The following is a 25,545-nucleotide window of genomic DNA, read 5'->3' on the forward strand; positions in this document are numbered from 1 at the left end:
AAGCCTCAAAGACGCGTCCTATTGGTAAAACTTTCAAGTTACTCACATTTGCTTAGGCAAAAGCGCATTCTATCGTTGGAAAGCTTAAGGGGGGCTTAGGGACTAGGTGCAATCAAAATCTTTAGACGCGTTCGAGATTTTCATCCCCACAGCGTGGTAGAACATGCAACGCACATTGGCTTGGTGCAAGTGCCATGTGCTCAAATCCTGATTGAAGTTTTGGGTGTAAGCAAACATTTTATACATATTCATCACCTTTTTGGTATTCCAGTTTGCTAGGGTCTGGTTAAAACTCTTGGCATAAAAAAACATCTTTTGCATGTCAGTAACATGGCTGGTATCCCATGTGTTTAGAGGTTGGTTAAAGGCAAAAGCTCCATAAAAGAGATAGGACATATTGGTTACATGGCTAACATTCCATGCGCCTATGGGTTGGTTAAAGCTAGTCGCGTATTTGAACATGCCCTGTAAATTCGTGGCATTAGTTGGGTTCCAATGCGCGATCTTGCCATTGAAGTTATAGGTCAAGCTAAACATGTAGCTCATGTTTTCTACATGGCTAACATCCCATGTGTTGAGATTTTGGTTGAAATCCTTACAGCCATAAAACATAAAGCTCGTGTCCTTGACATGTTGCATCTCCCATGCGTCTAGGGGAGCATTAAACGATGCGAGCGCAAACATGGCTTTCATATTCTCTGCGCTACTGGTGTCCCAATTATTTAAAGACACCCGCACCTCTCTTCCCATAAACAACCCCTCCATATTTTTGACATGGCTAACATCCCAAGTTTGGATACCCTCCAAATCTGCGCGTCCCTCTAAGGCATGGCAATGTTGGTAAAATTCCACAATTTTGCCATATTCGTTATCTTGCACTTCCCATAAAATCCCACTTTTGATAGGGAGCTGTTGGAGTCGCGCGTAGATATTCTCTTTATTACAAAAGAGGTAACTCATGTCTTCAATGAGACCGGTGTTGATAGTTTCTAATGCCACGCTGGGGTCTTTTAACAGCGCGATGAGTTCTTGTTTGGTTTGGGGGTAGTGCAAAAAGGTGAAGAGATTAGAGGGGGTGCTAGGAACATCGGAGGCGCTTTCAAGCCGTGTACCTAAAAACATGCCCTGTGTATTAGCCTGCTGTAAACCTTTCCACATGTGGAGATCTTGGTCAAAATGCGTGGCATCGGCAAACATGTAGCTGAAGTTTTGGCGGGGTTTATGGGCGCGATTCCAGCGATTCCAACGATTGAGAGGTTGGTTAAAAGACTTGGCACGGTAAAACATGTAACTAAAATCTACGCCTCTAGAAGTGTTCCACGCGTTTAAGGGTTGGTTGAAATTAGTGGCGTTAGCAAACATGTAACTAAAATCCACACCCTTAGCGGTGTTCCAGCGCGCTAAAGGTTGGTTGAAGCTGATCGCGTTAGCAAACATGTAGCTGAAATTCCTCACGCGGGCGGTGTTCCAGCTCTTGAGAGGTTGGTTAAAACGCACCTGATTCATAAATAATCCCTCCATGTTTTCTACATGGCTGACATCCCATGTTTCAATCCCGCTGAAATCTTCACGGTAGGGAGTGCAAATGCCTTTTCTCTCTAGAGGGCTTTGTAGACAAAAGAGGTAGCTCATGTCAGTGATGTAGCGCGTGTTGATTTGGGAGAGCGCGGTGTTGGGGTTTTTTAAAAGCGATTGTAACTCGGTTTTACTTTTTGGAGTAAACATGACACGGGCATGCAAGGGCAGGCACAGAAACAAAAACACCAAAAGAACCCCCTCCAAGACGCTTTTTAAACATAAGATAAGGGACATGCTCACCTCGCAATGAACTGGGCATATACGCATACTAGGGTATGATATAGCTTGGCATTCTAACATGAAGTCTCTTAAAAAGACAATGGAGCGCAAACATTTTTAGTTTCCATTATGAATATAAAAAAAATTTTTATATTTTAGCAAGTATTAAGTAATACGATAATATTATTACTAATAAAATAAGACTAAGGATTTTTAGATGATGGGGTGGCATGTTCGAATGTCTAATGGGTTGCATGGGGAGCTCTCCTCTGGGTGGGCGCGGAGTTTGATGATCGCCACCTTAATCGCGTTTCCCTTGCATGGCGTAGGGATTAGGGGCTTCAGCCCAACAGACACGCCCGGTTCAAATCCAAACGATCCCTTCCTAGAAGATAGTAAGAAAATCGAGCAGATTCAACACCATGAACATACCAATGAGGGCGATCACGATCATATTCCCCCAACTAAACCAACTCTCTTAAAAAACACCTCTGCTAAAAAACCAACCCCTCTAGGCGAGCAATCTAGTTTTTTTGCGGGCTTCAACTACCAAGCTAGCGGTCTTGGTAATATGGTGCGCTATGCTAATAGCACGGGCATACACACCCCTACCATGGGTTTCCCCCCCCTAATGGGCGTGGGCGTGCAGGTGGGTTACAAGCACTTCTTTGGCAAGAAACACACCTTTGGGTTACGCTACTTTGGCTTTTTTGACTACAACCACAGCCGTTTTGGGGTCATCACTTCCAAAGAACAGCCCTTTAGCTTTGGTCCTTATAGCTTTAGAGAAACAGATAGTTACGCTGGGGCTTATGCTGCCAATCTCTACACTTATGGAGCAGGGCTAGATATGCTCTATAATTTTTTCTCCAACAAGTATTTCATTGTTGGTTTAGCCCTAGGGTTTCAGCTAGCTGGGGATAGCTGGGCGACTTCTATCCAAACAGAAATTCAAAACTACACCAAAACACATAAGGACTCCAGCTACAGCCCGGCTAATTTCCAATTTCTGGTGAATTTTGCGTTCCGCGCACAATTTGCTAAACGCAATGGGATTGAGCTTGGGATCAAAATCCCCACAATCACGCACCGCTACTTTAGCATCACAAACGCCAATGGGGATAGTTTGCAAGCCAGCGTGCGCCGTCTTTATGCTTTCCAGATTAGTTACCTACGCGATTTTTAAGCTAATTCATAGGCGCGCATCTATATAAAGGTTAAGCGCGAGCGCGATTAACCGATTTTAAGAAAAATCCATGTAAAGGACAATGATGCGTGCTAAATCTCTTATTGCCCTCTCTTTGGCTTCTCTAGTTTCTGTGTTAGGAGCCGCTGATGGGAGTGGGCTTTTTATCGGGGGGGGTTACCAACAAGGTAAAGCGCAATTACAAATGCAAGATAAAGGCAAAACTACAACTCTTACCGCCCCGCTAAAGGGGTTTGGAATCCAAATAGGTTACCAGTTGTTCCCGCTCAAGTATGTCGGGGTTAAGCTTTATGGGTTTTTTGACTACGCCCATGCACAAGGCATTGAGTTTGCCTCTAAGAAAAACGCCTCTGGCAACCCGCTGGTGTGCCAAGCCCCCGTGGTAAAACCCCCCACCACACCCCCTCCCGTGCCGCCAATCCCTGTGCCACCTACCATTCCTGGACTCCCCCCCGGTTTGCCCAATGTGGGCTTACCTAATTGCCAGCTCAATGTCATGGGTATCTTGCAGGAATTGATAGGGAGCAATAAGCCTATTGCCCCCAATATGCTCACCTATGGTGCAGGGGCAGATGTTGTGCTCAATGTGATCAATAACAAAGCGATGGCTTTAGGGGTGGTGGGGGGCATCCAATTTGCGGGCAATTCGTGGATTTTAGCCACGCCCGATTTTAAAGATGTCGCCCTAACTTATGTGGGGTTGGATAAAAAACCTACGAACTTCCAATTCTTGTTCAATGTCGGGGGTAGGGTGCGCTTGCTAAAGCACAGCAGTATTGAGGCTGGGGTCAAATTCCCCATGATGAAGAAAAACCCCTTCTTGAAAACCAAGAACGATGGCAATCTCTATATCCGCCGTCTTTACTCTTGGTATATCAATTACACTTTCACTTTTTAGGGCGCGCATAAGCAGGCTGAATTAAGGGGATATTCTCCCCTTGAAAGCGCGCTCGAATGAGAATCTTGTAATGCCCCTCTGAGGGTAAATTAAAGGGGTGTAGCTGGCAGGTAATCTGTTTAGTGTTCTCCACACATTCGGGCTCTCTAAAAGGCTGTAGGTGATCCCTACCCCTGATGAGAAGCACGGACAATTCTAAGGGGGGGGCTTGGGACTGGAGTTTTTCCACCACAATACGCACCTGATTATGGCGCAAGCGCAACCAAAGTGTGGGTGTGCTTTGGGTGAGATAATAGGGAAATAGAGGGGTTAGACTTTGATCTTGACTCAACAACACAAGATCGTAATTTTGCAAGAAGGCGCGGTAATGGGCTAGCATGGTGTTGATATGCGCGTCTGTGAAAGTGTGTTTTTCTAAATAAGAGTTGTCGTCTTGGGGGGTGTTCTTAATGGCAACAACCACTAGCGCGCTCACCAAAACCACCCCTAGCAAAAGTATGGCTAAAATTCCCAAGGGCCAATAATTCTTTTCTCTAGCGTTCATGGTTTCTCCCAAAGAAATAAGCATAGAAAAACAATGCTAAGAGAGAACAGAGCAAGACATAGAGCGTTGTTTTGATGAGACTATTATGGTTTTCTTCTTGGATATTGTTTTGCAAATGCACACGGTATTTTTGCGCGATCGCATCAGCCATGTAGGTGTAACCATTGAGTAGGGCAAAGGAAAAGCGGGCGTTGTTCTCTTGCATATCATCTCCCCATTTCTTAGGTAAAAAGGGCGCGATGCGCTCAAAAAATATCTGATCCACGCTGAGTAAATCGGCAGGATTGGTAACAATGGCAATTTTTTGGGCTTGAAAATAGGCAAAGAACGCTACAAAAGGACTTTTTAACTCTTTTAAGCGCGCCTGCTGGTAATCTAAGCGCGCCTGCTTGTCTTGCAAGCCTGTATCTACGACAAACAACACCAAAGAAACCCCGGTTTTTTCTTGCAATTCTGCAGAAACGCGTTGCACTAACGCCACACTCTTAGGCACAAGGTGCAAAGCCACATTGCCACGCACAAAGCCCGGGTCGGCTAAAAGCCCCCCCCATAGCAAGAGCACCAGCCTAAGCGCGCGCCCCACTTAAACCGCAAACAAGAAAGTAGGTTTAATGAAGTAAAGCACCACTGAGATGACAAACAAGATGATGAGAAACAACCCTAGCAATTTTTCCATACCCGTAAACATGTTATTCCTTACTCTGATAGAATTGGCGATCTTTTTCAAACATTTGAATCTTGCCCGTGTCTAACTTGTAGTAATGTGTGGCCTCTTCTTGCTGGATGCGCACCGCCTTAAAGCCAAGAAAAGCCACCACGCCCAAGAGCACCACCACCACAAGCCAATACCCCAACAAACCATTGAGCCATTTCATCATTCCTCTCCTCGCAAAGACTGGATGTAGTGGGCGAGCGCGCGCACCTGAATATCGTTGAAATGCCGGTAAGCAAAGCTAGGCATCTCCCCAATATGCCCCTTTTTACCCTTGTCCAGAACCTCTTTGAGGAACACCTGTGTGCCATAGTGGGTTAAATCCGCCGCCATGCCACCCTGCCCCTTGCCATCTGCCCCATGGCAACTTGCGCACATGTTTGCAAAGATCGTCTCACCTTTTTGCACCAACTGCGGGTTGCTGGTGTGCTTGAGATCAGAGATTTTTCCCATCACATAGCTAGCAACCGCTTTAGCGTCCTCATCGCTCATTTCAAGGGGAGGCATCTCCACAGCCTGATAACCCAAGCCCACAGAACCCTGTTTGATGATCTCCATAATCCCAGCCTCCTTACCCCAATTCACTAAATTACGCGCGGTGTTATCTAAACCGGTCGCCTCTAGACCATGGCATTGTGAGCATTGCACCAAAAAGATTCCCTGCCCCATTTGCTCCAAATCTTTAGCGCTCAAATTTTTCCAACGCGCTTCAAAATTGTGGTTATACTTGGCGATCTCTTTATTGTATTCCCCAATTTGGGAGTAATTGAAAAGCGGATAGCCAAGAAAAATATACCACACACCCCACACAATGATGGCTAAAAAGCTGATGATCCATCCAGAGGGGATATTGTTTAAAAACTCAGCGATCCCATCGTATTGGTGTCCCCCATTGTAAAGATTGCCCCCACTAGTCTTCTCACGCATCGCCTTGAATAAAGAGGAGCTCATGCTCAAAGTGAGCACCAAGATCACTAGGGCTGCCCCTAGCGCAAACAAATTGATATGGTCTTTCAAAATATCCATATTAGCCTCTTTTGTGCGGATTTAGAGATGGGCGGGGTTCTATGGGCGCATCGTGGAGCTCATCTTGGAGCGCGAGTTGGCTATAGCGTTCGTAATCCGTGATGCCCTTTTTGTCTTTCACATACATGCTAACGATGTAGGCGTAGAGAAACAGCGTGAAGAGGATTGTAAAAAAGACATAGGCAAGCCCTCTAATTGTGTCTAAATCCATCAATGATTCTCCTTAGTGGGGGTGGAGTGGGCGATCCTAGACTGCCCTAAGCTGTTCAAATAGGCGATCAAGGCTACAATCTCCTTAACCCGCCCTTCCTTGAGAGCTTGGGCGATTTGGGGGTTTTGCATGTTGTCTACGATGGCTTTTGCCTCTTCTAAGAAGAGCTTCTTAGCCTCTTTAATATCGCCTAGCTTGACTCCATTGGGGGTGTCATAGGGCACGCCAAAGATTTTTTTCTCTGCGTAAGCCTCCGCATAGGCGGTGTCAAAATCGCTATCTTTGACAAAGAGATGTTTGTAGGCGGGCATAATACTTCCGGGCACCACGCTAGTGGGCTCCAACATGTGTTTTTCATGCCAAGCGGTGGTGCGCACATCACCCACGCGGTGCAAATCCGGTCCAATGCGTCTAGAACCCCATAGAAAGGGGCGATCGTAAGCGTATTCCCCACTCAAGCTATAAGCCCCATAGCGTTGCACTTCTGCTTGAAAAGGGCGGATAAGCTGGGAGTGGCAATTATAGCACCCCTCTTTGATGTAAACCTGCCGTCCGGCGGTTTCTAAAATGCTATAGGGTTTTAGCCCCTCAATGGGTCTAGCCGACTTGAAGAAGTTAGGCAGAATCTCTACAATCCCCGCAATGGCAAAGGCAACCACGAAAGCTAGAGTAAAAAAGAACGGGTTTTTTTCTAGGAAATCAAACATGGCTACTCCTTAGCGCACACCCATAGGTGTGGCGTAAGCGGGTTCTTTCTCCAACACACGCCCTTTTTGGATCGTCATCAACACATTGTAAAGGAAGATGAAGAACCCAACTAGATACAAACTACCCCCTATACCCCTAATCACATAGTAGGGGATCAACACCCGCACGGTGTCGATGAATTGGTAGACTAAATTGCCGTATTGATCCACATCGCGCCACATCATGCCCTGTGTGATGCCCGCCACCCACATGGAGGAGAAGTAGAGCACAATCCCCAAGGTCATGAGCCAAAATTGCACATCCATCAATTTAGCCGAATACAACTCTCTTTTGAAGACGCGGGGCACCATGTGGTAGACCGCTGCGATCATTGTAAAGCCCACCCAGCCCAACACGCCGTCATGCACATGCCCGATGATCCAATCGGTAAAGTGGGCGAGCGCGTTAACAGAGCGGATCGCTTGGATGGAGCCTTCTAAGGTGGAGAGCATGTAAAAGGTGCTAGCCAAGACCAAAAACTTGATCAAGGGCGATTCTTTGAGTTGATGCCATTGTCCTCTAAGAGTGAGTAGCATGTTGATAGCTGTCCCCCAAGAGGGCAAAATCAAGATCACCGAAAAAACAGAGGAGAGGGTTTGCACCCAATCAGGCACGGTGGAGTAAATCAAGTGGTGTCCACCCGCCCAGATGTAGACAAACATCAAACTCCAAAAAGAAAACAAGGTGAGCTTGTAAGAGAAAATAGGTTGTCCGCTTTCCTTGGGCAAGAAGTAATAGATCGTGCCAATCACCCCGCTGGTGAAGACAAAGGCCACCGCATTATGCCCCCACCACCACTGCACCAACGCGTCATTACTGCCCGCATAAAGCGAAATGGAATGCCACACACTCCCCATGTTTGCCACAAAGTAGGTAGGGATAGAAAGATTGTTGAAGATATACAGCACGGCGATCCCCACATAAGTGGCGATGTAATACCACAGGGATACATAGATCGTATTTTCGCGCCTAACCCCCATGCTCCCAAACATGCTAACCCCCCAAAGCACCCACACGATCACCACCAAAATATCAATAGGCCAAGCTAGTTCGGCGTATTCTTTACTTTGGGTGATGCCCGCAAGCAAGCTCACTACACCCGCCACCAACGCCGCAATCCACACCCAAAAATGCAAATAGCCCACCATCTTTAAAAACGGGTGGTCGTGGTAGGTGATCTTCAAGACCCTTTGCCCGATATAATACCAGCTCGCCCAAATACCCCCCAAAGTGAAGCCATAGATGACCCCATTGGTGTGGAGGGGGCGCAAACGCCCAAAGATACTATACTCTCCGGCGATGTAATTGAGTTTAGGAAAAGCCAGCTGGAACGCCAAGATCACGCCAATCACCATGCCAATGACCCCAAAGGCGATCATGGCGATAATGAAAAGGCGCGCTATAGAGTAGTCATACTCCGCGACCTCCCCCCTTGCTACCCCAACAGATTTGGCGTAGCCTTGTTGCATGCCAACATCCATGCACACTCCTCAATCTAGTTTAAAAGGCTTGAGTATAGCATAGTTTCTAGCGAAGTCGGCTAATGAAATGGACTAAAATAGCGCGCTTGCTTGGGTGATGAGGGCTTGATCGGCGCTCAAATCTAAATAGCTAAAATGCGCCCCGCTCTGTTGTGTGCCCTGCAATAAATCCCCCGAATCGCGGTATTTGAGATCTAAATTAGCAATCTCAAACCCATCTAGGGTTTTGCTAAATTCCTGTAAACGGGGGTTATCAGTGTTATGCGTGAATAAAAAACAATAGCCTTTACCGCCCAAGCGCGCGACCCTGCCCCTGAGTTGGTGCAGGGTGGCTAACCCCAAGCGTTCCGCTCCCACAATCACGATGCTAGAGAGTTTAGGCAGGCTGATCCCCACTTCTATAAGGGTGGTGGTGAGTAAAATATTGCCCGCTTTGGCAAACTCTTCCAACACTTCCTCTTTATCCGTGTCTTTTCCGCTGGTGATATAGACTTTTTCAAAGTGTTTTTGCCAATAAAGCGCACCCTGTTTGAGGGGCATATAAGTGGCGCGCGTGCTCTCTTCTACAAGGGGATAGATGATGACGACTTGTTTATCTTGGGCGATCTCTTGGTGGATATGGTTTAATAGGGCGTTGAAGTGGGTTTTATCAATCAAGTGAGTGGCGATGTCTTTGTGGTAAGGTTTGTCTTTAATGAGAGTGGTTTTGACAAATTTTGCGCCCATCATCGCTAGGGTTCTGGGGATGGGGGTAGCAGAGAATTGCAGATAATGGGGCTTGTGCACAAAACCATCTGCAAACCCCATACGCGCGCGCTGTTCTAGATCATGGCGTTGTTTAGTCCCAAAGCGGTGTTGTTCATCACTGAGCACTAGAGCGACTTGAGACATGTCCAAGGGCGCGTATAAAAGGGTGGTTGTGCCGATGATAAAGGTCGCTTCTTGCAGGGTTTGCAAGGCTTTCTTGGGGGTATACCCCCCCAAGAGTAATGCCACTTTGATATAGGGAGGCAAGAATTTGCGCGCCTCTTCATAGAGTTGTTTAGCTAAGATGCTAGTGGGTGCCATTAAAAGGCTTTTATAGGGCGCAGCTAAAGCCACACTGGCTAGAATCACCATCGTTTTACCACAACCCACATCACCCATCACTAGACGCTTGCTAGCTAATTCCCCTTGCATGTCCTCTTGGATACTAGCGATCGCGCGTTCTTGATCGCAGGTGAGATCGAAGGGTAGGGTTTGGATAAACTCTTGAAGAGCTTGGGTATTGGCATGCCCGGCAAATTTACTAGGAAACTCCCATTTTTTGCCACTCAAGCGCAACATATAAACCAGCGCCTCGATAAATTTGAGCGCCTCTAGGTATTTGCCAAAAATGCCTTTATGGGCATCAAAGGCGCGCACAAATTCTAAAGTGGGATGGAAGAGTAGACTGATGTCTTGGATCATCTCTTGGGATACGCCCACTAGGGCTAATTTGGCAAGATTGTCTACACTCAAGACTTGGCGCACAAAATTAGAATAATTTTTAATGGCTTTTTGGGCTTTGAAAGCGCGGGTGTATTTGGCTTCTTGTTTGAAGTACAAGGCGATGCTTTGGGGGTTTTGGATCACTTGGGGCTGGGTGATTTGGAGCGCGCCGGTGTAGTTGTTGTGGCTAATCTTGCCATAGACGAAGTAACGCTTTTGGGAGAGGACTTGGGTGTGGTAAGCAGAGTAATTAAAGCAGACTAATTCAATCTCGCGCTGGAAGGCTAGGGCTAGGGCGCGCACTTTGAGCACTTTAGCCGCACTCATGCCCAAATACTGCACTTCTAGGCAACCTTGTTGGTTTGGCTGGAGATTTTCTAAAAGCATGTAAATGCTATACCCCTTGGGGGGGTGCAACACGAGTTCTAAAAAATCTACCAAGCAAAGCCCTACGCCTAAATCCAGTTTGCTATCTAATCTAGCCACCAACACACCTAGTTAGTCTTTTCTTACCTCAAGCATGCTATTATAGCCCAAAAATGAAGGATATGCGATGTTAAACTTGTTGCAATCTTGTGCCCTCATCTTAGGTTGTTTGGGCTTATTGGTGGGGTGCAAGGATACCCCAAGGTCTAGCAAGTCCCACCCCCAAAACGCGCCCCAAACCGGAGTCGCCCAAAAACTCAAGCCCCAAAATGTGGTGAAGCAAGATAGTGCCATAGAGGGCTTAGAACACCGCATTGACGATGCCAAAACCACCCAAAAGGTGGATCGAATTATCAGCGTGGAAGACGCGATTCAAAATGCTGAACAGCCCACAGGTCCTATGTATACCCCGCAGAATAATAATGTTTTGCAAAATTGGAACAACCACGAAGACAATTTGAGCTCACCGCTCAACCACAATTACTAGGAGCGGGTATTTTCGCGCGTCTTCTGTGCTTTATGGGAGTGTGGGGGCTTTTTGCTCTCCATTTGCATGCTGCTAAGAGTCGCACTTTCCTGCTTAGCCAATACCAGGTGGGGCAGATGCACTTTTATACCCTGAGTGCTAATGGCACTTTACAAAGGCATTACCGCACCATTGAGGGGGCGAGTATCCTTTTTGGTTACGAATACAACCCCCTAGATCGTTGGTTTTACACCCGCTATTATGGCTTTTTAGATTATGGTTTTGTGATGTTGGATAAAAATAGCAATATAGAAACCAATATGTTTACTTACGGAGTGGGGGGGGATTTGGTGGTGGAATACCATAAAAACCCCTTGAATGTGTGGGGGCTATTCTATGGCATGATGGTAGGGGGTAACACTTGGACGACTTCGCGTTTTTCGCGCAATTTTTTGATCGAAAACTACCGCTCCTTTACCAGTTTGCGCTTTAGGCATACCTTTTTTAGAATCTTCGCCCAAGTGGGTGTGCGTTTCCAAACGGTTATTCTCTACCATGATGTTTCTGTGGAGTTTGGGTTTAAGGTCCCACTTGATGGCGAGATCGGTTCTAAATTTGTGCGCGATTATAGTATCTTTCTCTCCCACACTTGGTATTTTTAGGCTACAATTTCTTCTAAAAAAGGATCACAATGGCAGTGGCGTTATTTGGCGGGCAAGGCGCGCAACAAGTGGGGATGGGCAAGGATTTTTGCGCGCATTTTAGTTTGGCTAGGGAGATGTTTGAAGAAGCTAGCGATGTCTTGCAAACGGACATGCAGGCATTGCTATGGGAGCAAGATGCGCGACTCAACCAAAGCCCCTACACCCAAAGCGCGCTGTTTTTGGTTTCTATGGTGGCTTTTAGAGTCTTTAAAGCAGAGGTGGGAGCGTTGCCAATTAGTGCTGGGTTAGGGCATTCTTTGGGCGAAATTAGCGCTAATGGGGCTAGTGGGGCACTCAGTCTAGCCAAGGGGTTAAAACTCGTGTTTGAGCGGGGGCGTTTGATGGAGCGCGTGTGCGCGCAAAACCCCCAAGAATTAGGCATGTTGGCTGTTTTAGGCGCGTCTAAAGAGCCTCTATTGGATTTTTGCGCCCAAGCTAGATCGCAGGGGCGCGTGCTGTATGCGGCTAATTTTAATGGCTCTCAAATCGTGTTGGCTGGAGCTAAAGAAGTGCTATGCGCCCTGCAAGCTAAGGATTTAGGGGCTAAAAAGTTGGTCTTATTGCCCATGAGCGTGGTGAGTCATTGTGAAATTTTAGCCCCCATGCTAGAGGATTTTAGCGCGCTCCTAGCCCAGAGTTTGGAGGATAACTATGACTTTGGCGTGGTTTCTAACGCTAACGCCTTGTTATACCGCTCTAAAGCAGAGGCACTCAAGTGTCTGGGGGTGCAGTTGGTGCAACCCGTGCGCTATGACGCGTGTTTGCAACTCTGTGAGGAACATGCCCGCTATTATTTAGAGTTTGGCACAAGCGTGCTACAGAGTCTCAACAAACGCCTGAGCTCCAAACCTACTTTGAGTATCACCAACCAAGCCAGCCTACAAGAAGCCCTAGAGTTTACACGCGCTCAAGGACTCAAATAGCCCATAAGAGCCCGCCAATTGTTGCTTTATGTAGCATTTGGTCTATTTTTATCGCTGAAAATGCGAAGCATACGCACAAATAAAGGCTATCCTACAATTTTTTAGTTACATTAAGGTAAACCATTTGTAATCAAATGGGTTTTAATGCAATATTTTTTAAATCTCAATTGTAGGAGGCGACATGCCACAGGGATCGCGTTTTTTCAAACAACCCCCCCCTAGGACTTCTCTTCTAGTCCTCTTGGGTTCTTTGGCGTTGGCGACAGGCTCTTTACAGGGCTTTAGCTATAAAATCGGAGGCTTTGCCGATCAATCTGCCACCATTGGTTTTAACAACAACAAAATGGATCGAGCAAAGGGAATCTACCCCACTCCTACCTACGCCACGATCACAGGTTATTTGAATCTCAAGCTGGATTTGACTCCTAAAAATTCCCCCCACCAGACCTTGATCCAAGTAGGGGGGATGGTGGGGGGCGTGCTCTACGATGGCACGAGGTTTCTCCCCGGAGGCTCTGTGGTGCATGACTACTTTGGGTATTACAATGGTTTTATGGGGGGCTATGTCAATATCTTGGATGATGATGATCTGCCCACCAAGAACGCCAAATTTGCTAAAGCCGTGCGCAACTATGTCTTTAGCGAGGCTTTCATCGAGTATAAATACAAAGATTACTTTGGGTTCAAGGGGGGGCGTTATAAATCCCGCATGTCCTATCGTAGCGCACAAACTCAGGGTTTTGAGGTCTATGGAGGGACTAAGGATTTCCGCTTAATGTGGTTTAGCTCTTTTGGGCGGGCGTTTGCGTACGGCTCTTTTATCATGGACTGGTATGCCGCGCGCCCTACCTACACGGGCAATTACACCAAAAACGCCCAAGGGGGCTGGGATAAACATGGCGCGCCCGTGCTCTTAGGGACGCATGCCGTGCAGGTCAACTACCAATGGAATAAACTCTTAATGGAGGGTTTCTTTTACTTTTCGCCTAAGATCTTCAACGCTCCGGGGGTGAAGCTAACTTGGGACACTAACCCCAACTTCTCTAGAAGAGGTTTTCGCTCCCAAACCGAATTGCTCTTATTCTTCCCCACCTACTACCCTTGGGTGGTGTTCAATAGCAAGGGCGCGCGCAACTACTCCTATGACACCCCAGCCACCCAATCCGGGCAAAGTCTAGCCATCAAACAACGCTTTGATTTCAACGAATTTTTCATCGCGGGCACTTTCTACAAGAACTTCCAAAACCCCAATTTCAAAGTGGGCAACATGGGTAACCCTGTTGGGGTGTTACTGGGGGGCAATAGCTTGTATGCGGGCGGATCGGGCACGGCGATGAAGGCGGATGCGGTTACGGGCAACTTTGGGTATGGGGGCAGGCATTTTAAAGACACTTTCAGCTGGGAGATGCAATGGCAATGGAGTAGCGCGCCGGTGTCCTATGAGGGGCGCGTTACCCTGCGCTTGGGTTACACCTTTAATAAAATCCTCAGTGGGGCGATCACCCTTGCCTACTATGGAATCCACACCAACAAGGGTTATCAAGCGGGCTTGAATGGACTTTGCACCACCGGCTGTCAGGGTGGGTATCAAGATCGCAGCGACTTGACCACCAACTTGATTGCCACTTTCTAGGGCTTTTAGGGGTGTCTTTTCTTGAAAAACGCAAACTAAGAGAAAATTCACGCCTAGCATGTTAAAATCAATGTAAGGTAAGCGCACTTAAAGCGCGCGCCCAAACATTCCCTACATCATACAAGGGGCAAGCATTGAAGAAGATCGCTTTGCTATCCAAGAGTTTGGTAGCCGCATTGGGGTTATTGGGCGAAGTGGACGCGCTGGATTGGCGCAATTTAGAGTCTTTTGCCAAGTTTAAGGCAGGGGCGGAATCCTTTTCCAAAGTGGGTTTCAATAACAAACCTATCAACACTAACAAAGGGCTTTATCCTACAGAAACCTTTGTAACCGTGGTGGCGTATTTACAACTAGATTTCCCAGAATTGCTCTCTAAAAGCGCGACTGCGGCCGGGCATCACCTCTCGGGGAGTTTGGGGGGTATGGGAGGGGGGTTGATCTATGATGGCACGCGCGGGCTCATCAACAAGCCACCGGTAAACCCTATGGGGATATGGCTTGGAACTACTTTGGCTACTGGGGTGGGCTGGTGGGGCAAAAGCCTTGGGCACAGTGCAGTTTGAGCAATGGGGTGAGTAGTTATGCCCAAGGGCAGAGCATGACCCAAGCCCAGCTCACCGCCCTTTCCGATCAAACCCATGAGAGTTGCGCGCAGGGTTATGCCGACAACTCTAGACATTATGTCATCTACAACGCTTATCTCGACTACTCCTATAAGGACATTTTCCGCTTTAGGGGGGGACGCTATGAATCCCCGGCAGACTACATGAGTGGTTACACCCAAGGGCTTGATATGACCCTTAAGGTTAAGAATTTTAAATTTTGGTGGTTTAGCTCCTTTGGGCGGGGCTTTGCCTATAATGAGTGGCTTTATAATTTCTACTCACCTAAAACCTACACTTTGGCTAATGGCAAGCAGATCAACCCGGGGGTGCATGCCTTCTATATCACTTGGCAGTATAAGGGGCTTAGTATTGTGCCCTTTGTCTACTTCTCACCCAATAATGAATACGACCCTAACTTCACAATCCTCTATGATAGCAAGCCAGACTTCAAAGGCTTGGGCTGGCGATCCCAAACCGACATCACGGTTTTAAACCCCTTTTATGCCAAGCGTTTTTGGGACACTTACCAGTTTGGCATGCTCTCTAAAAAGAACGCGCATAGCTTGATGATCAAACAACGCTTTGACTACAATAACTACAACTTTGGGGGCGGGATTTACAAGAGTTTTGGGAACGCCAACTGGATGATTGGCTACCACGGGAGCCGTTTGGGTTTTGACTTTTGGACCAATAGCGTATATGCCAACACCATTAACTCCCTCTCTTACATGATGGACGCGGACGCTTTTACCGCCTTTCTCTTTGGGGGGGGTGTGCATGGGCGTTTCTTATGGGGTTGTTTGGGGCGACTCACCTATGGACCTAGGGCAGATGAACAGGTGTTTTCTTTCAACTTGGGTTATGAGTTTTCTAAACACTTCTACGCGGACATCAAAGTAGAGTATTACAATGTGGGGATGCACCAAGGCTATAAAATGGGTTGGAATGGTCCCCGCTTGGATAGCCAGCCAGCCACCGATCAAGACAGAAGCCATATCTTTACAGAAATTAAGGTAAGTCTGTAGTGCGATGCGCCAGCTTGCCCGCGCGCTAGTTTTGGTGTCCATGCTAAAGGGGGGATTCTTATGGGGGTTTGATTATAAATTGAGTGGGATGATGGAGTCTTTTTCCAAAGTGGGTTTTAACCACTCTGCTATCAACTCCCAAAAGGGAATCTACCCCACAGAAACCTTTGTGGCTATGACTTTAAAAACCCAAGTGGACGCGACCTTGTTTAACAAAAGCATGCACAAAATTAGTAGCGGTTTGGGGGGGGCTTTGGGGGGGGTGGCTTACGATAGCACGCGCTATTTGGTGGATCAAAGCACCGGGCAGGTTTATGGCTCTAAGGTGTTTTATTACATAGGCAGGTGGTGGGGGTATTTGGGCGATGCCCCATGGAAGAGTTCCAATGTGGAGTCAGATCGGCGTGTGCGCCCCTATGTGCTCTATAGCGCGTATTTGCGCTACGACTATGGCAAAACCCTCACAATTCTAGCGGGCAGGTATTTAGCCAAAGCAACCTTTATGAGCGGTTATACAGAGGGTTTTGAAATCTCTTACCAGCTTTTGAAACACCTGCGGACTAGGTGGTTTAGCTCCTTTGGGCGTTCTTTGGCGGTGGGGGAATTTGTGCGCGATTGGTATGCCCCAGTAACCACCACCACTAAAGAGGGCAAACCCATTAACCTAGGCATCCACGCCTTTGGGCTGACTTATGAGAACCCCTATGTGTTCTTTGATCCCTTTGTGTATTTCTCCCCTAACACCTATGTAACTCCCGGTTTTAAATTCCACTACAATAGCAACCCCAAATTCGAGGGGGTGGGGTTTAAATCCTTGAGCGAATTTGTGGCGATCTTTCCGGTTTATAGCCCCCATCTTTACAACGACTACTTTAGGGGTTCTGCTTTGGGGTCTTGGGGGGCGAGTTTGTATTTCCAACAACGCTTTGACTACAACCAGTTCAACTTTGGAGTGGGTTATTTCCAAAATATCGGCAACGCGAACGCCAAAATTAACTGGTATGGAAGCCCCATTGCCATAGATTACCGGGATAATAGCGTCTATGGGGGGTTAATGGACAATATGCTTGCACCCAATGCGATCACCATTTACGCCTTTGGGGGAGGGGTGTATAGGCGACTCTCTTGGGGGATGTTGGGTAAGCTCACCTATTCCCCTAGAGCCAACGAACAAACTCTATCCTTTAATATTGGGATCAAATGGAGTCGTTACTTCACCAGCGATATACGCTTGGTTTACCATGAAGTGAGCACGCATAGGGGCTATAAGGTGGGCTACAATGGGGCTTATAACCCAAATAACCCCAACTTTGCTCCTAACACTCAAGATCGCAGTTATATCATGACCTCTTTAAAAGCACAATTCTAAGTATTTTGGTAACACAATGGAGTGGCATGCCTGTAAAATTTTTGACTAAAAAAACCTTCTATGGTAACAAGATATTAAAGGAGTTACTATGATAAACCAACTAACCAAGGGAACACAAATGGCGTTGATGCGCCTTTTTAGTCTATGGGGGCTGTTATGTGTGTATTTTTTACACGCATTTGATTATAGTTTTAGCGGGCACCTAGACACTTTCTCTAAGATCGGCTTTAACCACTCCCGCCTCAATTCAGCTAAGGGCATTTACCCCACAGAGAGCTTTGTAGATGTAGCCGGGATCGCCCAAGTGCGCGTAGGTCTACTGCCCAAGCACACGGCTAACCACAAACTCAATTTTTACTTAGGTGGGGAGATGGCTGGAGTGCCCTATAACTCAACTAAGTATCTCATAGACGAGTCTAATGGCAAACTCTTTGGCTCTGATGTCTACAACTTCATTGGGGGCTGGCATGGCTACTTCTTCAATAAGTATTTTGGACCGGATTATGAAGGACCTAGCAAATCCGGGGCTTACAACGCGCGCCCCTATGTGCTAGACACGGCGTATTTAGATTACGAGTATAAAAACATCTTTGGGGTGAAGTTGGGGCGTTACGCAGCCAATATTGACCTGATGAGCGGGTCTAACCAAGGCTGGGAGCTTTACTACAGACCCATGAAGAATCTCAAATTGTGGTGGTGGAGCTCTTTTGGGCGGGGTTTGGCGTTTAACTCTTGGATTTACCAATTCTATGCCGTTGTGCCTTATTTGCAAAAAAATGGCAAATTCATCAACTACGGCTGGCATGGGATTAGCGCAACCTACGATCATGGAGGCTTGAGCGCGGAAGTTTACTACTACTTTGCGCCCAAAACCTACAACGCACCGGGTTTTAAGCTCGTTTATGACACCAATAGGAATTTCCAGCAAGTGGGGTTTCGCTCCCAAACCTTGCTGATGGTAACAATCCCGGTTTATAACTCGGGCTGGTATGATCCCCAAACCGGGCTCTATAGCATTTGGGACAGCGCGCACTTTGGATCACGCATGGGCAAATACGGGGTAACTTTGAATATCCGCCAAATTTTTCGCTGGAACAAATTCACCTACATTTTAGGATTCTATAACACCTTTGGCAACTCAGATGCGATCATCGGTTACCATACCATGCCCATGGGGAATAACACCTCTTATGTCAATGATATTTATGGGATCGTGGCTTATGATTTCTGGGATAATACCGGGTTTGACGGGTTGGCTGACGCGATGATTAACGCCAACACCACAACCATTTATGGCTCTGTGGGGAGTGTGTATAAAAAATTCGCTTGGCATATCTTTGGGCGCGTGAGCAATGCCAATAAAGATGCCCAAGGGCACCGCGGGCGGGCTAATGAATACTCCGCCGCCCTGAGTTTAGACTACGCCTTTAGCCCCTCTGTGTTTTTGCACTTTAAAATTGAGTATTATGGGGTGCAAATCCATCAAGGCTACCGCGTGGGTTACTTTGGTCTGCCCCATTTCAACGACCCCGCCTACCAAGCCAACTACCAAGATCGAAGCCACCTGATGACTAACATCACTTTGAAGTTCTAGGTGGGGCAATGGGTGAAAAAGATCACATAATGTTCTCAAGCAGGGAGAAAAAGGTAGAAACTAGGGTATCTTTAAGAAAAAAAATATTACAATGCGCGCACAAGGACGCGTGTTTTAAACAGGTCTTTTAAACAAGGCAATCTTTATTAAGCTATTTGAAAGGGAGTGTAACATGGAAGTAACAATCAATCATCAACAAAAGGGGCAGAGGGACGGGTGGCTCCGCGCTTTGGGGCTGAGTAGGGTTGTCCCGGCTCTTGTCGCGTCCTCGTCCTTAGGGGTGTGCGCTTTAGACGCTTTGAGCTACGAGGTGCATGGGGATCTCATCAACTTCTCTAAAGTGGGCTTTAACACTTCTCCCATCAATCCTATCAAGGGAATCTACCCCACGGGCACTTTTGTGGAGCTCACCGGTAAGCTAGAGGGCACCTTGCACTTGGGCAAGGGTTGGAGTGCCACTGTGGGAGGCGCGCTAGGGGGTATGCCCTACGATGGCACGCGCTACGATCGTTATGCGACAGATGTCAAGTCTTCCGATCCAGCGTTGTGGAAGCAATGGGAACAATACGCAAACCAATGTAGCACTGCAGGCGGTCAATTCTGTTCGTCCATCGTTACGGGCGGTCCTTATGCCAACCAATACCAGCCCGGGGGCATCGCCGATCCTAGGGGGATTGGCTATATGTTTATGGGCGAGTGGAATGGCTTGTTCCCCAACTACTACCCAGCTAGCGCTTATACCCCGGGGCAGTCGCGCCGCTATGAAATCTACAAGGCTAATATCCAGTATAAAAGCGATAGGGTGTGGATGATCTTTGGGCGTTATGACACCACCCAAATACAAATGGTCGACTGGTTCTACCAACTCACACAGGGCTTTTATGGGATGTTCAAGCTGACCAACAAACTGACTTTCCAAGTGTTTAGCTCCTGGGGCCGTGGTATCGCTGATGGGCAATGGATGTTCCCTATCTACCGCGAAAAGCCTTGGGGTCAGCACAAGATCGGGTTTATCTACCAAGTGAACAAACATTTCTATGTCCACCCCCATGTGTGGTTCTCCCCGCAGGTGTTCACCGCACCCGAAGTGAAGATCTATTATGACACCAACCCGGATTTTGATGGGCGGGGCTTTAGATCGCAAACCACTTTCTATGGCATGTATGTCTACCAATGGGATAACGCTAGTTTTGGGCGTTATGCTCCCGCGCGTTATAACACTTGGGACCCTTTCTTAGATCAAGGGCAATGGCGCGGGTTGCAAGGACCCGGTGGGGCGGTCTTGCTCTTCAAACAACGCTTTGACTTCAATAACCACAACGCCTCCTTTGGTGTCTACTACGCCCTAGGTAACCCCAACCCAAATATCGGGACCTATGGTAACCCCGTTGCCATCGATGGTGTGGAACAATGGACGGGTGGTATCTACTCGCTAGGGTTTGCCAGCATCAACAACATCACCGCTGCGGACGCTCTAACGCTTTACGCAAAAGTCGGGGGTGTTTATGGAAAATTTGACTGGGAGCTAGCGGAGCGTTACACCACATCTCCGCGCGCAGATGGTCAAGCCCTAGCCTTGTATCTAGACTACCAATTTGGCAAACACATCAAAGCGGGGATCAAACTCGAATGGTTCTTGCAAGTCATCCGCGCGGGCTATAACCCGGGCGTGGGCTACTTGAGTAAATACGGTCAGCCCCTAGACATCAACACCGGGCTTTTCTCCTCTAGCGCGTTCGCACAAGGACCTGCCAATGTGGGCTATATCAGAAACACCGTTGCTCAAGATCGCAGCCACTTGATGACCCATATCAGCTACAGCTTCTAAGGGATGTCTGCCTGCGCTTTTTAAGCGGGGCGGAATCTGCTATAATCGCCTTTTGATCGCAAAAACAGCTTAAAGGCGGATTGTCGTGCACAAAACACTCTTTCTTTTGGGGTTTTTATTCGCATTTCTAGGGCGTTTATCCGCCTTTGACATGAGTTTGACGGGCAAGTTAAGCACCTACACCAAATTTGGTTTCAATAACCAAAAATACAACCCTGCGCGTTTGATCTACCCCACCGGAAGTTACACCTCTCTTTTAGCCGAGATGAATTTGAGTTTAGACCTTTACAAGGGTTTGCGCGCCGAAGTGGGAGCCATGGCTTCAGCCCTGCCTTACGACTCCACAGCTTATCAAGGCAATAATATCCCCCCGGGTCAACCCGGAGGACCCGGGCAGTATTACCAGCATGATGGGGGGATATTTTGGGAATACATCGGTTGGTTTGCCGGGCACAGTGGCTTGCATGTGCAAAAACCGCGTTATTTTATGGTGCATAACGCTTATTTGAGTTATGACTACAAGGGTATTTTTGGGATCAAGGGAGGGCGTTATGAACTCTCTGACTACGATTGGTTCACTTCTTTTAGTCAGGGCGTGGAGGGCTATGTCAAATACAAGGACACCAAATTACGCGTGCTTTACTCCGATGCGCGCGCCTCTGCCTCTAGCGACTGGTTTTGGCCCTTTGGGCGTTACTACACCAGCGGCAAACCCTTGATGATCGCTGAAGTGCGCTACCAAAAGAAGGGCTGGAAAGTCAACCCCTATTTTTACTCCATCTTTGGGCGCATGAACGCCCCCGGAATCAATATCACCTACGACACTAATCCCAATTTCAAAGACAAGGGTTTTAGATGGGTGGGCACTTTCGTGGGCTTTTTCCCCTTCTTCCCCCCCTCAGGGCGCGGACCTGACATCATTCTCTTCCAGCAAGAAAACATGGGTAAGGACGGGCAAACTCTATTCTTCCGCTCACGCTTTTATTACAATAAATGGAGTTTTGGGGGCAGTATCTATAAGAATATTGGCAACGCCAATGGGGATATTGGGATTTATGGCGACCCTTTGGGTTACAACATCTGGACTAATAGCATTTATGACGCTGAGATTAACAACATTGTAGGCAAGGACGCGCTCAATGGCTTTTTGTATTTTGGATCGCACTACCGGGGATTCACTTGGAAGATCTTAGGGCGTTTGACAGGTTCTCCGCGCGCCAACGAACAAAGCCTAGCCCTATTCCTCAACTACTTTTGGAGCAAATACAATTTAGAATTCGATCTCAAAATAGAGTATTACAACAACATCACCAAAAAGGGCTACTGCATTGGCTATTGTAGCTCATGGGGAGCCTTCCCCCTGCCCCGCAATGTGGACTCGGATCGTAGCCATTTGATGTTCACCCTCACTTATGGGTTTCAAATCTTATAAAGTGAAGCACCGCGCCTTTATCCGGGAGTAGGGTTTCAGCCCCCCACGATCTGCCCAAACACCCCCCTTTCCAAATCGTAAATAGCCTGCTTGATCTCTGCTTGGCTATTCATCACAAAGGGACCATACCCGATCACACTCTCATTTAAAGGTTCGCCACTTAAAATCAACAATTTAGCTTCACTCCTAGCCTTTATCTCTACCCCAGATCCCCCCCTTTGAAAACTCACCAAATGCCCCTGTGAAACTTCCTGCTCCCCTATAAGCACGCTCCCCTCCAATACCAAGATCACCAAATTACAGGTTTCTGGCACGCCAAAGACATAGCTCTTATTGGCATGCATACACACATCCCACATACCAATAGGGCTAAAGGTGCGCGCGATCCCTTCTACCCCCTCTAATTCCCCAGCGATCACGCGCGCGCGCGCACTCTGCTTGAGCTTTACCACCGGAATATCCTTAGCTTGGATGGCTTGGTATTTGGGGGGAATCATCTTATGGACTTTGGGTAAATTCACCCAAATTTGCACCGCCTCAAACACCCCGCCCCTTTTGGCAAACGCCTCTGAGTGGAATTCTTGGTGCATCACCCCTAACCCCGCGCTCATCCATTGCACATCGCCAGCCCCAATCACGCCCCCGCCTCCATGCGAATCTCGATGCGCCACCTCCCCTTGGTAGACAAGCGTAACCGTTTCAAAACCCCTATGGGGGTGCTCGCCCACCCCATGCACTTCCCCTGCTTGAAAGTAATAAGGCTGGTTGTAGTCTAAAAGCAAAAAGGGATCGTGAAGATCGTGCTGGTGGTTATAACTGAGCATGGTGCTGACATAAAAACCATCGCCCACCCAATGTTTACGCGAAGCACCGCGCACGCTAGCTATTTGTTTCATTCCAATCCTTTTGCCCATTATAAAACACGATGGCTAATCGATCCCAAAGGGGTTTTAACCCGAATTTTGCTATACTACGCCTATCTACTTTGATTAAATCCCCACATTTTAAGGACATAGATGGAAAAAATCTTGGACATCGTAGAATTGATCGCCTATGAAAAGGGCTTGGGTTTAGAGATGGTAAAAGAAGTTGTCAAAAATAGCATTTTGAAAGTGGCAAAAAACACCATCGACACACAGGCTAATTTTATCATTGATGATAACAATAAGGACTTTACCCTATTGCATGCCGTAGAAGTGTGCGCCGATGACGATCCCAAGCTAGAATCAGACCCCACAAACACGCTACCCTTGAGCAAAGCCCTGCAAGATGACCCCTCTTTGAAGCCTAGCGATCTAGTGTATTATGAGATCAGTTTAAAGGACATGAAACGCGGTGCTGTGAACGCGCTTTTTAAGGACTTGGAATACAATATCCAAAGAAGCCTAGAAGACCAATATTTCCAAAAATACAAGGGCATGCTTAACACCATTGTGCGTGGCGTGGTTTTAGATGTGGATAAGCACCAGAACACCTTTGTGGAGATCGAGGGCGTGCAGGCGGTATTAGCTCTGCGCAACCGTATCAAGGGAGAGAGTTTCAAGGCGGGCGACACCTTGCGCGCGATTTTAAAGAGTGTGCGCTTTAGCAAGCAAGGCTTGATCTTAGAACTCTCTAGGACCACGCCCAAGTTTTTAGAAGCTCTCTTGCATTTAGAAGTGCCTGAGATCGCCGATAAAGAAATTGAAATTATGGGGATCGCGCGCATTCCGGGCGATCGCGCTAAACTTGCCTTGCGCTCACACAATGCCCAGATTGACCCCATTGGCGCGACTGTGGGGGTTAAAGGGACGCGCATTAACGCCATCAGCAAAGAACTCTGCAATGAGAGTATCGATTGCGTGCACTACCACGAAGTGCCAGAAATTTACATCGCCAACGCCCTATCCCCCGCCCAAATCATCAAGATCGAACTGAGTCAAACCCCCTTAGAAGACAAGGTGCAAAAAAACGCTTTGGTAACTTTGCATGGGGATCAAAAGAGTAAAGCCATTGGCAAAAGCGGAGTCAATGTGCGCCTAGCGTGCATGCTCACAGGTTACGATATTGATTTTGATGTCCTAGCCACCACCCCCACCACCCCCACCAAAAGCGGTTTAAGCATGCTCGAATCGCTCTTTAAACCCTCCCCTAAACCCTCTTTAAATGAGTAAAGGGGCTAGCCCAAAGCCCAACCCCACAGACAAACTCACCACACATAAACCGGGCAAAAAGAACGGGTGATCAAAGATGTATTTACCAATGCGCGTGCTCCCCGTGTCATCCATCTGCACAGCCCCTAGCAAGGTAGGGTAAGTGGGCAAAACAAAGAGCGCAGAAACAGCTACAAAGGAAGCCACCACGATATAGACATGCTGGGTGTGCTCAGGGGTGATCCCCAAAGCTATGATCACGCTAGGGATAATGGCTTTGGTGGTGGCAGCTTGGGAATACAGCAACATGCTAGTCAAAAACAAGCCTACGGCGAGTAAAAAGGGGTAGTGGGTGAGCCAAGTAGAGGCGATGGCTCTGATGGGTTCAATATAACCCCTCACAAAGGTATCCCCCAGCCACGCCACGCCCAGCACGCACACGCACGCGCTCAAGCCCGCCTTAAAGGTGCTGGTATGCACTAACTCATTGGCATCAATTTTGCACGCTAACACAATGCTAGCCGCTATGGTGAGCATGAAGGCGATGATCGCATCGTTGCGTGGCAAAATTACGGGCTTGATCCAGCCCACATTTTTAGAGATCGCGCTGGCGTAAAACACCACCGCCACAATCCCCAAAGCAAAGATCAGCACAGAGAGTTTTGCGCCCCTGCGCATCTCTTTGGGCGCGCGCTCGGGCATGTTTGTAATTGGAAGAGGGTTTTCTAGCTGGTTGGGCAAAAACGCGCTCACCAAAAAGGCGGTGATCAAACACGCGCACAGAGTTGTGGGGATACAAATGGCTAACAAGGTGGGGTAAGACACCCCCAAGGGTTCTAAAAACCCACTCATCGCCACCACAGCCGCCGACACCGGGCTAGCTGTGATCGCCACTTGGGAAGCCACTGCGGCTAGGGATAGGGGGCGACAGGGGCGGATACCTTGTCCCTTAGCCACCTCTACAATCACGGGGAAGACACAAAAAGCGGTGTGCCCCGTGCCGGCTAATAAAGTCAGGGTGTAGGTAACTAGGGGGGCTAGGTAGTTGATGTATTTGGGCTTGCCCCGCAAGATTTTTTCAGCCAAACCCACTAAATAATCTAACCCGCCAGCAAGTTGCATGCTAGAGATCGCCCCGATGACAGCCATGATGATGAGAATCACATCCCAAGGGATATGACCCGGGCGCATGCCTAAAAACAAGCTCAACACCACCACCCCCAAGCCCCCCGCAAAGCCAATCCCCATACCCCCCAAGCGCACGCCTAGATAAATCGCCCCCAATAAGCCCAAAATCTGTAAAGTGAGTAGCATT

Annotated in this window: 21 protein-coding genes and 2 pseudogenes; 12 read left to right on the top strand and 11 right to left on the bottom strand. The window is 47.9% G+C overall.

Annotated elements, in window-relative coordinates; all coding sequences use genetic code 11:
- Window positions 1–102: 102 nt before the first annotated feature.
- The gene (locus EAO37_RS04860) at window positions 103–1,764 is read right to left on the bottom strand and encodes a BspA family leucine-rich repeat surface protein (protein ID WP_240451733.1); all 1,662 of its coding nucleotides are present in this window, start codon (window positions 1,762–1,764) and stop codon (window positions 103–105) included.
- Window positions 1,765–2,314: 550 nt separating this feature from the next.
- On the opposite strand from EAO37_RS04860, the pseudogene EAO37_RS04865 reads away from it, so the two are divergent.
- Together EAO37_RS04865 and EAO37_RS04870 are read left to right on the top strand one after the other, a co-directional pair.
- A pseudogene (locus tag EAO37_RS04865) lies at window positions 2,315–2,983 on the top strand (outer membrane protein); the annotation flags it as partial.
- Between the two features lie 85 nt (window positions 2,984–3,068).
- On the top strand, window positions 3,069–3,902 hold the full coding sequence (locus tag EAO37_RS04870; protein ID WP_120951955.1) for an outer membrane protein: 834 nt from the start codon (window positions 3,069–3,071) through the stop codon (window positions 3,900–3,902).
- Here the strand turns inward: EAO37_RS04870 and EAO37_RS04875 are convergent.
- The 8 genes from EAO37_RS04875 to recG form a co-directional block, all read right to left on the bottom strand.
- Entirely contained in the window at window positions 3,892–4,446 is a 555-nt protein-coding gene (locus EAO37_RS04875) for a hypothetical protein (RefSeq protein ID WP_120944965.1), read from the bottom strand. The genes EAO37_RS04870 and EAO37_RS04875 overlap by 11 nt on opposite strands.
- Window positions 4,436–5,029, bottom strand: coding sequence for a hypothetical protein (locus EAO37_RS04880; RefSeq protein WP_235853026.1), 594 nt, complete (start codon window positions 5,027–5,029; stop codon window positions 4,436–4,438). Before EAO37_RS04880 ends, EAO37_RS04875 begins: the two co-directional genes overlap by 11 nt.
- Before the next feature lie 106 nt (window positions 5,030–5,135).
- Window positions 5,136–5,324, bottom strand: coding sequence for a DUF4006 family protein (locus tag EAO37_RS04885; protein ID WP_235853025.1), 189 nt, complete (start codon window positions 5,322–5,324; stop codon window positions 5,136–5,138).
- Window positions 5,321–6,184: a cytochrome-c oxidase, cbb3-type subunit III gene (gene ccoP, locus EAO37_RS04890; RefSeq protein WP_120944963.1), complete on the bottom strand. Its 864-nt coding sequence runs from the start codon at window positions 6,182–6,184 to the stop codon at window positions 5,321–5,323. The genes EAO37_RS04885 and ccoP overlap by 4 nt, the downstream gene beginning before the upstream one ends.
- Before the next feature lies 1 nt (window position 6,185).
- Complete coding sequence (locus EAO37_RS04895) at window positions 6,186–6,395, bottom strand: cytochrome c oxidase, cbb3-type, CcoQ subunit (RefSeq protein WP_120944961.1); 210 nt, start codon at window positions 6,393–6,395, stop codon at window positions 6,186–6,188.
- A complete protein-coding gene (gene ccoO, locus EAO37_RS04900) occupies window positions 6,395–7,102 on the bottom strand; it encodes a cytochrome-c oxidase, cbb3-type subunit II (RefSeq protein WP_120944959.1) in 708 nt (235 codons plus the stop codon). Before ccoO ends, EAO37_RS04895 begins: the two co-directional genes overlap by 1 nt.
- Window positions 7,103–7,111: 9 nt before the next feature.
- Entirely contained in the window at window positions 7,112–8,611 is a 1,500-nt protein-coding gene (gene ccoN / locus EAO37_RS04905) for a cytochrome-c oxidase, cbb3-type subunit I (protein ID WP_120952028.1), read from the bottom strand.
- 84 nt (window positions 8,612–8,695) lie between these two features.
- Entirely contained in the window at window positions 8,696–10,579 is a 1,884-nt protein-coding gene (gene recG, locus EAO37_RS04910) for an ATP-dependent DNA helicase RecG (RefSeq protein ID WP_235853024.1), read from the bottom strand.
- Window positions 10,580–10,646: 67 nt separating this feature from the next.
- Between recG and EAO37_RS04915 the strand changes: the two genes are divergently transcribed.
- From EAO37_RS04915 to EAO37_RS04955, 9 genes and pseudogenes are all read left to right on the top strand, one after another.
- Window positions 10,647–11,006: a hypothetical protein gene (locus EAO37_RS04915; RefSeq protein WP_120944957.1), complete on the top strand. Its 360-nt coding sequence runs from the start codon at window positions 10,647–10,649 to the stop codon at window positions 11,004–11,006.
- Between the two features lie 116 nt (window positions 11,007–11,122).
- Window positions 11,123–11,647 (top strand): outer membrane protein, encoded by a 525-nt coding sequence (locus EAO37_RS04920; protein WP_235853023.1) that lies wholly within the window; start codon window positions 11,123–11,125, stop codon window positions 11,645–11,647.
- 29 nt (window positions 11,648–11,676) lie between these two features.
- The gene (locus EAO37_RS04925; protein WP_120944953.1) at window positions 11,677–12,612 is read left to right on the top strand and encodes an ACP S-malonyltransferase; all 936 of its coding nucleotides are present in this window, start codon (window positions 11,677–11,679) and stop codon (window positions 12,610–12,612) included.
- Between the two features lie 181 nt (window positions 12,613–12,793).
- Window positions 12,794–14,245, top strand: coding sequence for an outer membrane family protein (locus tag EAO37_RS04930; protein WP_120944950.1), 1,452 nt, complete (start codon window positions 12,794–12,796; stop codon window positions 14,243–14,245).
- A 176-nt stretch (window positions 14,246–14,421) separates the two neighbouring features.
- Window positions 14,422–15,875, top strand: a pseudogene (locus tag EAO37_RS04935) (outer membrane family protein).
- Between the two features lie 4 nt (window positions 15,876–15,879).
- On the top strand, window positions 15,880–17,244 hold the full coding sequence (locus tag EAO37_RS04940; RefSeq protein WP_120944947.1) for an outer membrane family protein: 1,365 nt from the start codon (window positions 15,880–15,882) through the stop codon (window positions 17,242–17,244).
- Window positions 17,245–17,362: 118 nt separating this feature from the next.
- The gene (locus EAO37_RS04945; RefSeq protein WP_120944984.1) at window positions 17,363–18,838 is read left to right on the top strand and encodes an outer membrane family protein; all 1,476 of its coding nucleotides are present in this window, start codon (window positions 17,363–17,365) and stop codon (window positions 18,836–18,838) included.
- Between the two features lie 172 nt (window positions 18,839–19,010).
- Window positions 19,011–20,666 carry an outer membrane family protein gene (locus tag EAO37_RS04950; RefSeq protein ID WP_120944945.1) on the top strand — a complete coding sequence of 552 codons (1,656 nt, stop codon included), beginning with the start codon at window positions 19,011–19,013 and terminating at the stop codon, window positions 20,664–20,666.
- A gap of 85 nt (window positions 20,667–20,751) precedes the next feature.
- On the top strand, window positions 20,752–22,098 hold the full coding sequence (locus EAO37_RS04955) for an outer membrane family protein (protein ID WP_268877453.1): 1,347 nt from the start codon (window positions 20,752–20,754) through the stop codon (window positions 22,096–22,098).
- A 35-nt stretch (window positions 22,099–22,133) separates the two neighbouring features.
- On the opposite strand, the gene EAO37_RS04960 is transcribed toward EAO37_RS04955, so the two are convergent.
- A complete protein-coding gene (locus EAO37_RS04960; RefSeq protein WP_120951960.1) occupies window positions 22,134–22,994 on the bottom strand; it encodes a pirin family protein in 861 nt (286 codons plus the stop codon).
- A gap of 120 nt (window positions 22,995–23,114) precedes the next feature.
- Between EAO37_RS04960 and nusA the strand changes: the two genes are divergently transcribed.
- Complete coding sequence (nusA, locus tag EAO37_RS04965; RefSeq protein ID WP_120944942.1) at window positions 23,115–24,251, top strand: transcription termination factor NusA; 1,137 nt, start codon at window positions 23,115–23,117, stop codon at window positions 24,249–24,251.
- Here the strand turns inward: nusA and EAO37_RS04970 are convergent.
- Complete coding sequence (locus EAO37_RS04970) at window positions 24,240–25,544, bottom strand: anaerobic C4-dicarboxylate transporter (RefSeq protein ID WP_120951963.1); 1,305 nt, start codon at window positions 25,542–25,544, stop codon at window positions 24,240–24,242. The genes nusA and EAO37_RS04970 overlap by 12 nt on opposite strands.
- Window position 25,545: the final 1 nt, after the last annotated feature.

Source organism: Helicobacter sp. L8 (genome assembly GCF_003660355.1).
GTDB lineage: Bacteria > Campylobacterota > Campylobacteria > Campylobacterales > Helicobacteraceae > Helicobacter > Helicobacter labacensis.

Coding starts and splice junctions, on each gene's coding strand:
- EAO37_RS04870 (WP_120951955.1), top strand. CDS start 3,069: ATGCGTGCTAAATCTCTTATTGCCCTCTCTTTGGCTTCTCTAGTTTCT.
- EAO37_RS04875 (WP_120944965.1), bottom strand. CDS start 4,446: ATGAACGCTAGAGAAAAGAATTATTGGCCCTTGGGAATTTTAGCCATA.
- EAO37_RS04885 (WP_235853025.1), bottom strand. CDS start 5,324: ATGATGAAATGGCTCAATGGTTTGTTGGGGTATTGGCTTGTGGTGGTG.
- ccoP (WP_120944963.1), bottom strand. CDS start 6,184: ATGGATATTTTGAAAGACCATATCAATTTGTTTGCGCTAGGGGCAGCC.
- EAO37_RS04895 (WP_120944961.1), bottom strand. CDS start 6,395: ATGGATTTAGACACAATTAGAGGGCTTGCCTATGTCTTTTTTACAATC.
- ccoO (WP_120944959.1), bottom strand. CDS start 7,102: ATGTTTGATTTCCTAGAAAAAAACCCGTTCTTTTTTACTCTAGCTTTC.
- ccoN (WP_120952028.1), bottom strand. CDS start 8,611: ATGCAACAAGGCTACGCCAAATCTGTTGGGGTAGCAAGGGGGGAGGTC.
- EAO37_RS04915 (WP_120944957.1), top strand. CDS start 10,647: ATGTTAAACTTGTTGCAATCTTGTGCCCTCATCTTAGGTTGTTTGGGC.
- EAO37_RS04920 (WP_235853023.1), top strand. CDS start 11,123: ATGCACTTTTATACCCTGAGTGCTAATGGCACTTTACAAAGGCATTAC.
- EAO37_RS04925 (WP_120944953.1), top strand. CDS start 11,677: ATGGCAGTGGCGTTATTTGGCGGGCAAGGCGCGCAACAAGTGGGGATG.
- EAO37_RS04930 (WP_120944950.1), top strand. CDS start 12,794: ATGCCACAGGGATCGCGTTTTTTCAAACAACCCCCCCCTAGGACTTCT.
- EAO37_RS04940 (WP_120944947.1), top strand. CDS start 15,880: ATGCGCCAGCTTGCCCGCGCGCTAGTTTTGGTGTCCATGCTAAAGGGG.
- EAO37_RS04945 (WP_120944984.1), top strand. CDS start 17,363: ATGGCGTTGATGCGCCTTTTTAGTCTATGGGGGCTGTTATGTGTGTAT.
- EAO37_RS04950 (WP_120944945.1), top strand. CDS start 19,011: ATGGAAGTAACAATCAATCATCAACAAAAGGGGCAGAGGGACGGGTGG.
- EAO37_RS04960 (WP_120951960.1), bottom strand. CDS start 22,994: ATGAAACAAATAGCTAGCGTGCGCGGTGCTTCGCGTAAACATTGGGTG.
- nusA (WP_120944942.1), top strand. CDS start 23,115: ATGGAAAAAATCTTGGACATCGTAGAATTGATCGCCTATGAAAAGGGC.
- EAO37_RS04970 (WP_120951963.1), bottom strand. CDS start 25,544: ATGCTACTCACTTTACAGATTTTGGGCTTATTGGGGGCGATTTATCTA.